Below are 13,879 nucleotides of genomic sequence, written 5' to 3' on the forward strand. Positions count from 1 at the left end.
ATCGATGTCTGGCCCGAACCACGTCACGCCCGGCGGCCCGCCGGTCACCACCCGGCTGTCCGAGACCGTGACCATGATCAAACTCTCGGTCGGGCCGATGGACAACAACGCCTATCTGCTGCGCGGCCCGGGCGGCTCGGTGCTGATCGACGCCGCCAACGACGCCGACCGGCTGCTCGAACTGATCGGTGACCAGGTTCCGGACACGATCGTCACCACGCACCGGCACGGCGATCACTGGCAGGCCCTGGCCGACGTCGCCGAGGCCACCCGGTCGCAGCTGGTCTGTGGCCGGCCGGACCAGGATGCGATCGCGACCGGCGCCTGGGTCGAGGACCTGACCGGTGTCTGGGACGGCGACACCGTCGCGCTGGGCGCGGAGTCGCTGGCGGTGATCGGCCTGGTCGGCCACACGCCCGGGTCGATCGCGCTGGCGTACCGCGGACCGGGCGGCGTCGACCACCTCTTCACCGGCGACAGCCTCTTCCCCGGCGGCCCCGGCAAGACCGGCAGCCCGGCCGACTTCACATCCCTGATGGACGATCTGGAGACCAAGATCTTCGGCGCGTACGACGACACGACCGAGGTCCACCCCGGCCACGGCGACGACACCACCCTGGGCGCCGAACGCCCGAAGCTCGCCGAGTGGCGTGCCCGCGGCTGGTGACCAGCTGACCGGAATCGAGCGCAACATGCGGGGATCCGGCCCGTTGACCGCGATCGCGCCGATGTCCGCTGGATTTCGGTCAGCCACCGCTCGGTGACGCCGGTCAAGGAGTCCACTCGGCGATGTCGGCCCCGAACTTGGTTCGCGTGATCGGACGGGAGCTCAGCCGGACGAGGCGTCCGCTCGCCGGTGGCCAGGGGCGAGGATCGGCGGTGAGGTCGGCAGGAAGGGGTCGGGGAAGAAGGTCATCGGGAGGTCGATCAGGGCGGTGCAGCCGGGTGCGGCGCACTCGCAGTCGAACGCCCGGACGATCTCCTCGGGGCGGGTGGTGGCCCAGGGGCGGGCCAGGCCGGCGCGGTACTGGCCGACGATCGCCGCGTTGCCGTCGCGGATCAGGGCTCGGCGTTCCTCCGTGGTCGAGGCCCGTGGTTGAGCTTGGAGCCAGTCGGCGCAGACCTCCACGACGGCGTCGACGGTCCGCTCGGCCGATTCATGATCACTGGTGATGATCTTGGTACCGCCGGCGGCCTCGACCTGCGCGGCCATCCGGGCGGCCCGGTCGAGGTCGGCCGGGCCGCCGGCACCGCCCCAGCCGCGGCCGCGGTTGCGGGCCGCTCGGACCTGGACGTCGGCGAACAGCCAGACCGCGTGGACCGGCGGGCGGAGCGGCTCCGGGCCGACCACGTCCGGGGTGAACGGGGTGCCGTCGGTGATCACCGAGGGGCGGTCCGGCAGCGCCGCCAGATCCTCCCGGGTCAGCGGCCCGCGATCATGCTCCAGCTGCCGGGCCTGGTCCAGCGACAGCGCGTCCCGCTCGGCCACGGTCAGCGCCTCCCAGGCGATCGCCCGCTGATCACCGGCCACGATCGCCCGGTCCCGGTGGTCCCAGGTCTTGGTGTCGCTGCTGTGCCAGCGAAAGCCGTACCGCCTCGCCAGCAGTCGAGCCGCCGTCGTCTTGCCCGAGCCCGACGGACCACCGATCCACAGGACTCGTTCCAGCGAGGTCACCGGCCGACCGGCGCCAGCACGTACGGCGGGACGACGAGCAAGATCACCAAGGCGCCGAGCACGATCCCGGTGATCGACTTGGCCCGGCCCATCGCGACCTTGGCCGCCACGGTCAGACCGGCACACCCGAAACAGATCGCCAGGACGGCCAGCAGCATGGTGCCGATCGACCCGAGCGGATGCTCGAACGCGTCCGTGGGCAAGTCCCGGGTCAGCCACCTGTTGTTCGAGGCGTAGAGGAAGAGGAGCACGCCGAGGACGCCGAGGACGAGTGCGGCCGTGGCCGACCGGTTCCGCAGCTGCCCGCTCATGGCGCCGACCCTACCGACGAGGACCTCGGCGCCACGAGATCAGCGGGCAGCCTCAGCCAACGGTACGGAACGGTCCCAGCCGCACCGTGTCGAGCCGACCCTTGCGGACCTCGACCGCGGTCACCGGCTTGCCGAGCACGCCCGCGGGCAGCTTCACCTGCGCCAGGTACCGGCCAGGCTTGACGTCGACGAAGCCGAACCAGCCGGAGCCGTCGGAGCGGCGGACCAGCTTCTCGCCGGTGGACAGGCTGGTCAGGGTCACCTCGGCCTGGTCGAGGACGCCACCGCCCCGTACCTCCAGCCTGCCCTGCAGATGGCCCCGGGTCGGGCGGCTCTTCCACGGCATGTCCGGGACGGCCGCCTCCTCGGCGAACAGGTCGGCGGCGAGGGCGTCCGCCAGGGCGTCGCGCTGGGCGCCGGCCTGGGTCGGGTCGGAGACGGCGAGCGCGCTCGCGTTGGCGTAGGAGTAGCCGGACCAGCCGATCACCCGGTTGCCGGCGGCGGTCGGCGCGAGCGCGTCCCTGGCCTGGGCGAGGCTCTCCTCGATCGAGTTCAGATAGAGCGCCGGCCCGTTCACCGAGCTGCGCCGGCCCTGGTTGTCGGCCAGGAACTCGCTCCACTGGTCGAACATCACCGACTGGTCGGCCCGGCTGTCGCGCTTGTAGTTCATCGCGATGTTGGTGTCCATGATTCCCTCGGCCAGCCAGCCCCGCCAGTCCTGCAGCACCTCCGCGTAGGTCCGGGTCTTCTGGTAGCCGCCCTCGGTCCCCTGCGGTCCGTAGCCGTACGTGATGCCGTCCATGGACAGCCGCACCGACGGGTCGACCTCGTACAGCTTGAGGTAGATCTTGCGCACGTAGGCCGTCACCTGCGCGCGCCGCCAGTCGGAGAACTGCGCGTCACCCGGCTCCGGGACGTCGGTCCGCCCGGTCGCCGCCTGGAACCTGGCGATCGAGGTCTCGCTGTAGCCCCACTCGCTGTGCGTGGTCACGGAGCTGTAGTCCGGGTAGCGGATGTAGTCGAGGTTGACGCCGTCGACGTCGTAGTTGCGGGCGATGCTGGCGATGCCCTCGACCATGTAGTCGACCGCGTCCGGGTTCGCCGGATCGAGGAAGACGCGGTTGGCCATCACCTCCTCGCCGTCCACCCGGCGGTTGATCCAGCGGTCCCGGCCGGTGGCCGTGACGCCGTGTTCGTGATACGCGTGACTCGGATCCGCGGGCGGGGTCAGGCTGCGCCACAGGATCGTCGAGTTGACCCAGGCGTGCACCTCGAGGCCGGCCGCGTGGGCCTGCTCGATGACCTCGGCCAGCGGGTCGTACGGCGCCGGATCGACCCCGGCGGCCTGCGTCCGCGGGAAGGCCGAGTCGTTGCAGAAGCAGTCGGTCTCACGGCCGACCTGGACCACCAGCGCGTTGGCCTTGACCCGCCTGGCGTCGGCGATCAGCTTGGTCACCTGGGCCGGGTTGTAGACGCCCGCGTTGAACGAGTCCACCCAGTAGCCGCGCCACTGCTGCGGCTTGCCGGTGTCGGCGGCCGCGGTCCCCAGCGGCATCGCCAGTGCCACCACCATGATCAGCGCCGCCGCGACCGCACCGATGTTTCGACGTCTGCTGGACAAGATCGACCTCCCCCTGCCGATCCCCGGCGCCACCCGCCCTTGGGATATGTGGAGATTTCACCAGGCGCCGGATCACTGCGTCAAGGTCCTACGGACAGTCCGCAGGTACGGGTTCAGGAGAGCTCGGCATGCCCCGGTCGCAGCGTGAACTCATGCCCGCCGTTGACACAGCGGACGGAGTCGTTCGGGCCGGCGGTGCAGGCGACGCCGTAGAACGCCAGCACCTGACCGGTCGGCAGCCGTTACGCCGGCGCGAAGCCGGACCCTTCGGTCCGCAGGAACGCGGGGTCCCCCGAATACCCCAACCGCGCCTTCCGGTCCCGGGTGAGCAGCACCGTGTTGGCCGGCACGGAGGCACCGTCCGGCGCCTTGGCCCGGGCGTTCTTCGGCAGCTCGCCGTGGCAGCCGACGTAGCCCGGACCCCGGTCGGTCGGCGGCCGGATGCCGCAGGTGAACGCTCCGCCGCTGGACGAGAAGTGGTACGGATACCCGCCGCCCGCGAACGTCCCGGCAAAGTGCTTCACGTCCACCTGGGCGCCGGCCGCCACCGGACTGTCGGCCGGCCAGGCCTTGATCAACTTCCTTCCGGCGGAGCACTCGTAGGCGAGGGTGTAGATCGACGCGGACTCCCCCGAGCTGCCGTCCAGGATGGCGCAGCCCCAGCCGTCGACCTTGATCGTCTGGCCGATCTCGATGTCCTGCATGGCGACGAAAGCCTTCATGATCGCGACCACCGTCGCGCACGCGGCCTCGCCGCGGGCCACCAGCGCGACCTGCTTGCGGCCGATCGGACCGCAGTTCGTGCCCGGGCCGGCGAGCGGCGGCCGGGTCGGCGTCGGTGACACCGCCGACGCAGAGCCGGGCGTACCGCTCGGGCCGAGCGTGGTCCGGTCGACGGGCGGCGGTCCGGGCGGAGCACACGCCGTCACCGCGACGATGATCATGATCAACAGAGCCCCGACGCCGGCCGCTCGCCCGTTCCAGAATTCCATGATCGCGGCAGGCTGTCGCAGCGCGGATCACGGGTAGCCTGCTGTCATGATCAACGGCGCTCACGTGATCCTGTACAGCAACGACGCCGAGGCCGACCGGCGGTTCCTCCGGGACGTGCTCGGCTTCCCGCACGTCGACTCCGGCGGCGGTTGGCTGATCTTCGCGCTGCCGCCGGCCGAGGTTGCCGTCCACCCGACCGAAGGTGCCGAGCAGCACGAGTTCTTCCTCCAGTGCGACGACCTGGATGCCACGCTGACCGACCTGGCCGAGCGCGGCGTCGGGCTCGCCGACCCGGTCAGCGAACAGCCGTGGGGCCGACTCTGTGCCCTGCGACTGCCCGGCGGCGGGCGGCTCGGGCTCTATCAGCCGAGCCACCCGACCGCCTCCGTGACCTGAGGTCAGCGCAGCGCCGCGATCCGCTCCAGCACCTCCGCGCCGAGTGGCCCGCGCTCTTCGGCGGCGACGCACTCGGCCAGTTCCTCCCGGTTCTTGACGCCGAGCACGACGGTGGCCACGCCGGGTACGGAGAGCGCGTAGCGGTGGGCCAGCGACGCCGCCGACTCCCCCAGCTCCGCGGCCAGCCGGCGGAAACCCTCGGCCCGGGCGTAGTCGACCGCGACCGTGGAATCGGCCGCGACCTCGCGGTCGACCGCGTCGGTGAGCGAGCCGGCGGCGACCGCGCGGATCCCGATCACCGGCACCCCGCCGGACTGCGCGGCGGCCAGGATGTCGCCGTTGGCCGGCCGGCCCTGATCACCGAACACCCACATGTCGCCGCTCTGGTCGAGGGCGTTCACCACGACCTGGACGCCGTCCGGCCGCGGGTCGGTGCCCAGGGTCTCGATCACCGCGGACGGGAAGCCGACGCCGGTGATCCCCCAGCCGCGGATCAGTCCCTCCTCCCGGAGCCGGACGAACTCGGGCACCACCTCGTCCCGGAACACCGTCCAGCCTGTGGTCCGCGGCGCGGTCGCCGGGCCGTCGGCGGGCCGCAGCTGCGCGTGCCAGACGAACAGATCCAGGTGGTCCCGGCCGAGCCGGGCCAGGCTGTCCTGCAGGCTCTGTCGCATCCGCGCGGGCAGGTCGGTCTCGTCGTCGTCCGGCAGACCGAACTTGGTGGTGATCAACACCTCCGCGGACGGCTGTTGCCGCAGCGCCTCGCCGGCCACCCGCTCGGCCTCGAAGCCGTCGCCGTAGGTCGGCGCCAGGTCCAGGTGGGTGATCCCGGCGTCGAGCGCGGCCCGGACCGCCGCCACCGACTCCTCGCGGGTGGTCGGACCCCAGACCGCGCCGATCCCGCCGCCACCCAGGGTGAGCGCGCTGACCGTACCCAAGCGGCCGAAGTTCCTCGATTGCATCGTCTCTCCGTACTCTCGCTCCAGCGGCGCCACCACGGCGGCCACACCCTGAAGCTATGACCGGATCGGCCCGGATGCACGGGCCAATTCCGGGCCCGGTCTCCAGACCGATCCGTACCGGCGCCCTGATCAGAGCGACGGTACGGAGAGCCGGGTCAGATCCTCGGAGAGCTGCCAGACGCGGCGGGCGTCCTCGGCGCTGCGCAGCGGCGGGTAGAGCCGCTGTTCGGCCGGAGCCCCGCCCAGGTGCCCGGGGCCGCCCGGACCGTAGAGGGCGCCGGCCTTCGCGGCCGGGTCGGTCGCGGCCAGCAGGGCCGGCAGCTTGGCGGAGTCGACCGTGCCGACCAGGATCCCGCGCTCCGACAGTGCCCGGATCAGCCGGACCTGGAGCGTGTCCCGGCTGCGGCCGAGTTCGGGGCGCGCGGCCAGCAGGCTGGTCGGGGCGACGCCGGGATGGGACAGGTTGCTGGTGATCCCCCAGCCCTCGGCCCTGCTGCGCCGGTCCAGCTCCAGGCCGAACAGGCCGAGCGCGATCTTGGACTGGCGGTAGGCCCGCATGCCGTCGTACCCGTGCTCCCAGTTCGGGTCGTCCCAGTTGACCGTGCCGCGGGCCGCCGCGACGCTCACCTGGGAGGTGACCCGGGCCCGGCCGTCGCGGAGCAGCGGGAGCAGGTGTGCCACCAGGGCGAAGTGGCCCAGATGGTTGGTGCCGAACTGCAGCTCGAACCCGTCGGCGGTGGACTGCCGGTCCGGCGGCGTCATCACGCCGGCGTTGTTGATCAACAGATGGATCGGCCGCCCCTCGTCCCGCAGCGTGTCGCCGAGCGCCGCGACCGAGGCCAGCGAGGACAGGTCGAGACGGCGCAGGGAGACGTCCGCGTCCGGCACGGCCCGCAGGATCGTGGCGATCGCCGCCTCGCCCTTGCGCTCGTTGCGGACCGGCAGGATCACCTCGGCACCGGCCGCGGCCAACCGTTCGGCCATGCCGAGGCCCATGCCATCGCTGGCCCCGGTGACGACGGCGAGCTTCCCGGCCAGGTCGGAGACGGTGATGTCGATCGCTCTCATGGCCACGATCCTTCCGGACCGCCCGGACCGGATCCACGGCCTGACGATCCCAGGCTCCGCGCGTGCTTCCGCCGCGGCGAGGCGCTAGGAAGGAGGCAGGACGTGAGGAGAAGACGTGATCGATCGCACCGGGCTCGCGGAGTTCCTCCGCCGGCGCCGCGACCTGCTGCAGCCCGAGGACGTCGGCCTGCCCCGCGGTCGACGCCGCCGGACCAAGGGGCTGCGGCGGGAGGAGGTCGCCGCGCTGTGCCACCTGTCGGCCGACTACTACTCCCGGATCGAACGCGAGCGCGGGCCGCAGCCGTCCGAGCAGATGATCGCCTCGATCGCGCAGGGACTGCACCTCTCGATCGACGAACGGGACCACCTGTTCCGGTTGGCCGGTCACCGGCCGCCGGCCCGCGGCGCGACCAGCGAGCACATCAGCCCCGGCCTGCTCCGGATCCTGGACCGCCTCGACGACACCCCGGCCGAGGTCGTCACCGAGCTCGGCGAGACGCTGCGGCAGACCCCGCTCGGGGTGGCGCTCACCGGCGACACGACCAGCTACCGCGGGCCGGCCCGGAGCATCGGCTACCGCTGGTTCACCGACCCCGGCACCCGCCGGCTGTATGCGCGACAGGACCACCCGTTCCTCAGCCGGATGTTCGCCGCCGGGCTGCGCCAGGTGCTGGCGTTGCGCGGGCCGAACTCCCGCGCCGCCGAGTACGCCGAGCTGCTGCTGGCCGAGAGCGAGGAGTTCCGCCAGGTCTGGCAGGACCACGAGGTCGGCGTCCGGCCGAACGACGTCAAGCACTTCGTCCATCCGGAGGTCGGCGCCCTGGAACTGACCTGCCAGACGCTGCTCGACCCGGACCAGTCGCACCGGCTGCTCGTCTACACCGCGGAGCCGGGCAGCGAGAGCCACGAGAAGCTGCAACTGCTCGCCGTCCTGGGCGCTCAGAACGTCGCGTTCGCTCACGGAGAACGCCCGGAAGAAACCGGGGACCGAATGCCTTGAGCCTATGACGCTCAACTTGAGAGGTAACGCAGATGACGACGACTGAACTGCCCGTACTGTTCCTCAACGACCTCGTGGTCCTGCCCGGCATGGTCGTCCCGATCGAGCTCGACGAAAGCTCCCGCGCGGCGATCGACACGGCACGGGCCAGCAGCGACGGGCACCTGCTGGTGGCGCCCCGGCTCGACGACCGCTACGCCTCGTACGGCGTGGTCGCGACGATCGTGCAGACCGGCCGACTGCAGACCGGCGAGGCCGCCGCGGTGATCCGCGCCGAGCGACGGGCCAAGATCGGCTCGGGGGTGTCCGGCCCGGGCGCCGCGCTCTGGGTCGAGGCCGAGGACCTGCCGGCCGAGGACACCGACACCGAGGAGATCCGGACCCTGGCGAGCGACTACCGCTCGCTGGTGGTCGCGACGCTGCAGCGCCGGGACGCCTGGCAGGTGATCGACACGGTCAACCGGGTGACCGACCCGTCCGCCCTGGCCGACCTGGCCGGCTACGCCTCGTACCTCACCGACGAGCAGAAGCGGCAACTGCTGGAGACGCCGGCGGTCGCCGAGCGGCTCACCGTCCTGATCGACTGGACCAAGGACCACCTGGCCGAGGTCGAGGTGAACGACAAGATCGCCGACGACGTCCGCGAGGGCATGGAGAAGAGCCAGCGCGAGTTCCTGCTCCGGCAGCAGCTGAACGCGATCCGCAAGGAGCTGGGCGAGGACGAGCCGGAGGGCGCCGAGGACTACCGGTCCCGGGTCGAGGCGGCCGACCTGCCCGAGGCGGTCCGGACCGCGGCCCTGCGCGAGGTCGGCAAGCTGGAGCGGTCCAGCGACCAGAGCCCGGAGGCCGGTTGGATCCGGACCTGGCTGGACACCGTCCTCGAGCTGCCCTGGAACGTGATCACCACCGACTCCGAGGATCTGGCCGGCGCCCGCGAGGTGCTCGACCATGATCACCACGGCCTGGAGGACGTCAAGGAGCGGATCGTCGAATACCTCGCGGTACGTTCTCGCCGGGCCAAGCGCGGCCTGAGCGTGGTCGGCGGCCGTGGCTCCGGAGCGGTGCTGGCGCTGGCCGGTCCGCCCGGGGTCGGCAAGACGTCGCTCGGCGAGTCGATCGCCCGCGCGCTGGGCCGGAAGTTCGTCCGGGTCGCGCTCGGCGGGGTCCGGGACGAGGCCGAGATCCGGGGCCACCGGCGGACCTACGTCGGCGCGCTGCCGGGACGGATCGTCCGGGCCCTGAGCGAGGCCGGCTCGTTCAACCCGGTGGTGCTGCTGGACGAGATCGACAAGGTCGGCTCGGACTACCGCGGCGACCCGAGCGCCGCCCTGCTCGAGGTGCTCGACCCGGCGCAGAACCACACCTTCCGTGATCACTACCTCGACTTCGATCTTGATCTCTCCGACGTGATCTTCCTGGCCACGGCCAACGTGATCGAGAACATCCCGCAGCCGCTGCTGGACCGGATGGAACTGATCACGCTGGACGGCTACACGGCCGACGACAAGATCGCGATCGCCCGCGACTTCCTGCTGCCGAAGCAGCGCGAGCTGGCCGGGCTGACCGAGGACGAGGTCGACCTGACCGACGAGGCGCTCCGCGAGATCGCCGCCGACTACACCCGGGAGCCCGGCGTACGGCAGCTGGAACGGCTGCTGGCCAAGGCGTTGCGGAAGGCGACGACGAAGCTGGCCGACGTCGAGCAGCCGGAGAAGTTGATCATCGACCTCGGTGATCTGAAGGACTTCCTGGGCCGGCCGCGGTTCACCCCGGAGTCGCACGAGCGGACCTCGGTGCCGGGCGTGGCGACCGGGCTGGCGGTGACCGGCCTCGGCGGCGACGTGCTCTACATCGAGGCCAGCGCGGTCGAGGGCAAGACCGGGCTGACCCTGACCGGCCAGCTGGGCGACGTGATGAAGGAGTCGGCGCAGATCGCCCTCTCCTACGTCCGGGCCCACGCCGCCGAGCTGGGCATCGACGACCCGGCGGTGCTGGACCGGCAGATCCACATCCACGTGCCGGCCGGCGCGGTGCCGAAGGACGGCCCGTCCGCGGGCGTCACCATGGTCACCGCGATCACCTCGATGGCGACCGGGCGGCCGGTCCGGTCCGACGTCGGGATGACCGGCGAGGTCACCCTGAACGGCCGGGTGCTGCCGATCGGCGGCGTCAAGCAGAAGCTGCTCGCCGCGCAGCGGGCCGGGCTGACCACGGTCTTCGTGCCGCAGCGCAACGAGCCCGACCTGGACGAGGTGCCGGCCGAGGTGCTGGAGACGGTCGAGGTCCGGCCGATGGCCGACGTCGCGACGCTGGTCGCCGCGGCGCTGACCCCGGTCACGGAGGCCAAGGCCCCGGTCGCGGGCACCCAGACCCGGGCGGCCTGAGCGCGGGACGACGCCAACCCCCGGAGCCGCTCGGCTCCGGGGGTTCGTCGTCCGCCGGCTGGTCGGTCAGCGCGGCGTGTGCCGTACCGCGTAGAGGGCGCCGGTCAGCTCGGTCAGGTCCTGCGGATCGGACGGCGAACGACCGGTCAGCTCCTGCAGCCGCCGGAGCCGGTAGCGGACCGTGTTGGCGTGGCAGTGCAGGTCCGCGGCCGCCTTCTCGGCCGACCCGGAGTGGGTCACGAAGGCCTCCAAGGTGTCCAGCAGCACGTCCCGGTCCTCGCTGCCCTGCGCCAGCACCGGGCCCAGCACGAGGTCGGCCAGCCGGGCGCCCTCGGCCGGTTCGGCCGCGAGCAGGGCGGCCAGCGGGCTGGGGCTGAACACCCGGACCCCGCCGCTGCCCGACGGCAGCATGACCAGGGCCGCCCGGGCCAGCCGGAACGCCCGCGGCGACTCCGACAGCTTCCGGTACAGCGGGCTCACCCCGGTCCGGGCCCCCGCCGAGCCGCGCAGGATCTCCAGGAACGCCTCGTACTGGCCGTCCTTCACCGCGACGACCCCCATCTGCAGCGACGGCGTCAGCCGCCACCCCGACTCGATCCCGGCCGCGGCCAGCCGGCGTTCGATCTCGGGCAGGCTCTCCTCGGCCAGCCCACGGGTCTCGGCGACCACCACCACGGCCCGACCGTCGGGCGGCAGGCCGAGCAGCGCCGCGGCCTCCCAGGGACCGGACGCCGAACCCGGACCGCCGGTCAGCAGTGCCTCGACCAGCGCCGACCGGCGCCGCTGCTGGGCCCGCAGCAACTGGGCCGTGGTCTCCCGGTACGACTCGGTGACGGCGAGCGACGTCTCGTCGATCACCCGCCAGATGGTGCCGGCCGCCTCGAGCAGGACGTCGGTGGCGAACCGGCGCCGCTCGTCCAGCAGCGAACGCCACAGGATGGCGTACGCGATCCGGTAGACCTGCAGCACCTCCGGCAGCGGCATCCCCTGCTCCGCCCGGCGACGCCCGGTCTCCCGCGCCGCGGTCAGATCGGTCGGCCCGCCCTCAGGGCCGAGCGCCGCGACGAGAAAGCTCAGATTGTGTTCCAGGGACTGGCGCAACTGATCCCGGGAGACGAGCTTCTCCCGACCGTAGATCGGAATCTGCTCCAGAGTCGCCGCGATGATCTCCTCGACGAACCGCGGCACCCCCGTTTCAAGCCATCGTGCGACCTCCGTGATTCGCAGGTTGCTCATCTTTCGTCCTCCCGACTGCACATGCCCCAGTCCCGCGACCAGAATGGCAGCGTTTCCCCGTGGGGTCGAACACCCGGTCCCGCGCGTGCCGCGGATCGGGCTCACTGTGACGGCCGACAGCCGGCCATGTCGGGCGTGACAAACCTTTCCACGACCTCGGCGGACCGGCCCGCCGATCCTTGACCGCGCTCCTGATCATGTCGAAGGTGGCGATCAGCACGACCGGAGACCGATCAAGGAACGGCGGGAACGTTGATCGACGACAGCGACTGCGGCACGCCCGGGATCAAGATCAGCCGGGCCGAGGCCGCCTCCCTGCAATGCCCGGACTGCCGGTTCTGGAGTCTCTGGCCGGTCGCGGCGGCGGACCTGCCGCGGTGTGCCGGCTGCGGCCTGCCGCTGCCCTGGGTCGTGCCCGGTACGGCAGCGACGTTCGACGCCGCGATCGACACCCCGATCCTCGTCCTGGTGGAGTTCTGGGCACCCTGGAGCGGCTCCAGCCTGTCCCTGGCACCGCAGCTGCAACGGTTGGCCGCTCGGCACGCGGGCCGGCTGAAGCTGATCAAGATCGAGATCGACGCCGACCCCGGGCTCGGCATCCTGCACCGGGTCACCGGCGTGCCGCTGCTGATGATCATGGTCGACGGGGAGGAGGTCGACCGGCGCACCGGCTGCCCGTCGGAGGGACAACTGACCCGCTGGATCGACCGCTGGGTCACCCACCAGGGCCGTAGCCCGGCGACGCGGGAATGAGGCATCCGCGCGCGCAACCGGTCCTGGCCTATCCGGCCCGGGCCGCGATCTTCCTGGTGCTGACCGTACGACCAGGCGGTCAGCACCAGGTCGCCCAGACCCTCGGCGACCTCGGCGCGCTCACGCGGGCCGCCGGGACCGGCGGGTTGACCTGCGTCGCCGGCGTCGGAGCCGAGCTGTGGGACCGGCTCTGGCCGGGCCCGCGGCCGGTCGGGCTGGAGCCGCTGCGCAGCATCGCCGGCCCTGCCCACACCGCCGTCGCGACGCCCGGCGATCTGCTGTTCCACCTGCGCGCCGACCGGCTGACCGCGTGCACCGAGCTGACGAACCGGCTGCTGGACCGGCTCGCCGGGGCCGTCGACGTGGCGGACCGGGTGACCGGGCTGCGGCAGCAGGACGAACCGGACCTGCCGCAACTGCCGGACGGGGCCGACAACCCGACCGGGATCGACGCCGTGTCGGCGGTCCAGGTCGGCGCCGAGGATCCCGACCACGCCGGCGGCAGTTATGTCGTCCTCCAGCGGTACCGGCACGACCTGGCCGCGTGGCGCTCGCAACCGGCCGCCGACCGGTTCTCGGCCGCGCCGGCGCCGACGGCCCGGATCGTCCGGGACGCGCTGCCCTTCTCGCTGGACGGGCCGGACGAGTCCGGCAGCTGTCTGGTCGCGTACGCGAGCTCGGCGGGCGCCCTGGACCGGATGCTGCGGGACCGCTTCGTCGGCGACGCCGACGGCCGGACCGACCCGGCCCTCGACTTCTCGACGGCGGTCACCGGCGGCCTGTTCTTCGTGCCGACCCGGGACCGGCTGGGCGATCCGGCCGGTCAGCTGAACATCGCGGCGACCAGGTTGAGCGTGGTGGCCAGGATCGCCAGCCCGAAGACGTACGAGAGCAGCGTGTGACGCAGCACCACGGCCCGGATCACCGGGCTCGACACGGCGGTGTCGGACACCTGGTAGGTCATCCCGAGGTTGTAGCTGAAGTAGAGGAAGTCGCGATACCCGGGCCGGTCGTCGCCGTTGAAGTCGATCCCGCCGCCGGGCCGGCCGTAGTAGAGGTGGGCGTAGCGGCCGGCGTACATCAGGTGCAGCGCGGCCCAGGCCATGAACACCCCGGCCAGCGCGACGCCGGCCGCGACGTCGCGGCTGCCGGACGAGCCGAGGGCGAGCAGGACGACGATGCCGGCCAGTCCGCCGAGCGCCGCGACGCCGACCGCGAGCTCCTCGATCAGCGGGAGCAGATCCTCCCGGCCGGCGTGCCGCTCGGTCTGCCCGGCGTCCATCGGCCAGAGCGCGGTCCAGCCGGCCACCACGAGCAGCGTGTGGGTGACCGCGATGCCGGCCAGCAGCCCGAGGGCCGGCGCCCCCGTACCGCCGACGACGAGGCCGCTCGCCAGCCCCACCAGGACCGCACCGACGAGCCTGGCCAGTGCCGAGTTCCGGAGCAGCCGGAGGAACGTTCGCACGGCCCGATCCTCCTC

The 13,879-nt window shown here is 72.3% G+C and carries 14 protein-coding genes; 6 read left to right on the forward strand and 8 right to left on the reverse strand.

The genetic code is table 11. The features are described from left to right. Positions 1-4 precede the first annotated feature (4 nt). Positions 5-667, forward strand: a complete 663-nt coding sequence (locus AC6CCG_RS30915) for an MBL fold metallo-hydrolase (protein WP_496658667.1) — start codon at positions 5-7, stop codon at positions 665-667. A gap of 162 nt (positions 668-829) precedes the next feature. On the opposite strand, the gene AC6CCG_RS30920 is transcribed toward AC6CCG_RS30915, so the two are convergent. The 4 genes from AC6CCG_RS30920 to AC6CCG_RS30935 form a co-directional block, all read right to left on the reverse strand. Further along, positions 830-1,675 carry a hypothetical protein gene (locus tag AC6CCG_RS30920; RefSeq protein WP_496658668.1) on the reverse strand — a complete coding sequence of 282 codons (846 nt, stop codon included), beginning with the start codon at positions 1,673-1,675 and terminating at the stop codon, positions 830-832. Then, a complete protein-coding gene (locus AC6CCG_RS30925; protein WP_496658669.1) occupies positions 1,672-1,986 on the reverse strand; it encodes a hypothetical protein in 315 nt (104 codons plus the stop codon). The genes AC6CCG_RS30920 and AC6CCG_RS30925 overlap by 4 nt, the downstream gene beginning before the upstream one ends. Before the next feature lie 52 nt (positions 1,987-2,038). Next, positions 2,039-3,607 (reverse strand): family 10 glycosylhydrolase, encoded by a 1,569-nt coding sequence (locus AC6CCG_RS30930; protein ID WP_496658670.1) that lies wholly within the window; start codon positions 3,605-3,607, stop codon positions 2,039-2,041. Positions 3,608-3,849: 242 nt separating this feature from the next. Then, complete coding sequence (locus AC6CCG_RS30935) at positions 3,850-4,599, reverse strand: hypothetical protein (RefSeq protein WP_496658671.1); 750 nt, start codon at positions 4,597-4,599, stop codon at positions 3,850-3,852. Positions 4,600-4,645: 46 nt separating this feature from the next. Here AC6CCG_RS30935 and AC6CCG_RS30940 point away from each other — a divergent pair, with 46 nt between their 5' ends. Beyond that, the gene (locus tag AC6CCG_RS30940) at positions 4,646-4,996 is read left to right on the forward strand and encodes a VOC family protein (RefSeq protein ID WP_496658673.1); all 351 of its coding nucleotides are present in this window, start codon (positions 4,646-4,648) and stop codon (positions 4,994-4,996) included. 2 nt (positions 4,997-4,998) lie between these two features. Here AC6CCG_RS30940 and AC6CCG_RS30945 read toward each other — a convergent pair whose 3' ends face one another. Further along, positions 4,999-5,958 (reverse strand): aldo/keto reductase, encoded by a 960-nt coding sequence (locus tag AC6CCG_RS30945; RefSeq protein ID WP_496658674.1) that lies wholly within the window; start codon positions 5,956-5,958, stop codon positions 4,999-5,001. A gap of 129 nt (positions 5,959-6,087) precedes the next feature. Then, positions 6,088-7,026, reverse strand: a complete 939-nt coding sequence (locus AC6CCG_RS30950) for an SDR family oxidoreductase (RefSeq protein ID WP_496658675.1) — start codon at positions 7,024-7,026, stop codon at positions 6,088-6,090. A gap of 115 nt (positions 7,027-7,141) precedes the next feature. Between AC6CCG_RS30950 and AC6CCG_RS30955 the strand changes: the two genes are divergently transcribed. Both AC6CCG_RS30955 and lon read left to right on the forward strand, forming a co-directional pair. Next, positions 7,142-8,026 carry a helix-turn-helix transcriptional regulator gene (locus tag AC6CCG_RS30955; protein ID WP_496658676.1) on the forward strand — a complete coding sequence of 295 codons (885 nt, stop codon included), beginning with the start codon at positions 7,142-7,144 and terminating at the stop codon, positions 8,024-8,026. 32 nt (positions 8,027-8,058) lie between these two features. Next, complete coding sequence (gene lon, locus AC6CCG_RS30960; protein WP_496658677.1) at positions 8,059-10,410, forward strand: endopeptidase La; 2,352 nt, start codon at positions 8,059-8,061, stop codon at positions 10,408-10,410. Positions 10,411-10,476: 66 nt separating this feature from the next. Here the strand turns inward: lon and AC6CCG_RS30965 are convergent, their stop codons facing one another. Next, positions 10,477-11,646: a PucR family transcriptional regulator gene (locus AC6CCG_RS30965; protein WP_496658678.1), complete on the reverse strand. Its 1,170-nt coding sequence runs from the start codon at positions 11,644-11,646 to the stop codon at positions 10,477-10,479. Between the two features lie 252 nt (positions 11,647-11,898). Between AC6CCG_RS30965 and AC6CCG_RS30970 the strand changes: the two genes are divergently transcribed. Together AC6CCG_RS30970 and AC6CCG_RS30975 are read left to right on the forward strand one after the other, a co-directional pair. Then, complete coding sequence (locus AC6CCG_RS30970; protein ID WP_496658679.1) at positions 11,899-12,399, forward strand: thioredoxin family protein; 501 nt, start codon at positions 11,899-11,901, stop codon at positions 12,397-12,399. Then, the gene (locus AC6CCG_RS30975; RefSeq protein ID WP_496658680.1) at positions 12,396-13,301 is read left to right on the forward strand and encodes a Dyp-type peroxidase; all 906 of its coding nucleotides are present in this window, start codon (positions 12,396-12,398) and stop codon (positions 13,299-13,301) included. The genes AC6CCG_RS30970 and AC6CCG_RS30975 overlap by 4 nt, the downstream gene beginning before the upstream one ends. Here AC6CCG_RS30975 and AC6CCG_RS30980 read toward each other — a convergent pair. Beyond that, positions 13,223-13,864, reverse strand: a complete 642-nt coding sequence (locus tag AC6CCG_RS30980; protein WP_496658681.1) for a DUF1345 domain-containing protein — start codon at positions 13,862-13,864, stop codon at positions 13,223-13,225. The two genes, AC6CCG_RS30975 and AC6CCG_RS30980, sit on opposite strands and share 79 nt — an antisense overlap. Positions 13,865-13,879: the final 15 nt, after the last annotated feature.

Source organism: Microlunatus sp. YIM B11417, from assembly GCF_059617205.1.

Excerpts from the sequence above, each read along its gene's own strand:
- AC6CCG_RS30965 (WP_496658678.1), bottom strand. The coding sequence starts at position 11,646 with ATGAGCAACCTGCGAATCACGGAGGTCGCACGATGGCTTGAAACGGGG.
- AC6CCG_RS30940 (WP_496658673.1), top strand. The coding sequence starts at position 4,646 with ATGATCAACGGCGCTCACGTGATCCTGTACAGCAACGACGCCGAGGCC.
- AC6CCG_RS30935 (WP_496658671.1), bottom strand. The coding sequence starts at position 4,599 with ATGGAATTCTGGAACGGGCGAGCGGCCGGCGTCGGGGCTCTGTTGATC.
- AC6CCG_RS30925 (WP_496658669.1), bottom strand. The coding sequence starts at position 1,986 with ATGAGCGGGCAGCTGCGGAACCGGTCGGCCACGGCCGCACTCGTCCTC.
- lon (WP_496658677.1), top strand. The coding sequence starts at position 8,059 with ATGACGACGACTGAACTGCCCGTACTGTTCCTCAACGACCTCGTGGTC.
- AC6CCG_RS30915 (WP_496658667.1), top strand. The coding sequence starts at position 5 with ATGTCTGGCCCGAACCACGTCACGCCCGGCGGCCCGCCGGTCACCACC.
- AC6CCG_RS30945 (WP_496658674.1), bottom strand. The coding sequence starts at position 5,958 with ATGCAATCGAGGAACTTCGGCCGCTTGGGTACGGTCAGCGCGCTCACC.
- AC6CCG_RS30950 (WP_496658675.1), bottom strand. The coding sequence starts at position 7,026 with ATGAGAGCGATCGACATCACCGTCTCCGACCTGGCCGGGAAGCTCGCC.
- AC6CCG_RS30975 (WP_496658680.1), top strand. The coding sequence starts at position 12,396 with ATGAGGCATCCGCGCGCGCAACCGGTCCTGGCCTATCCGGCCCGGGCC.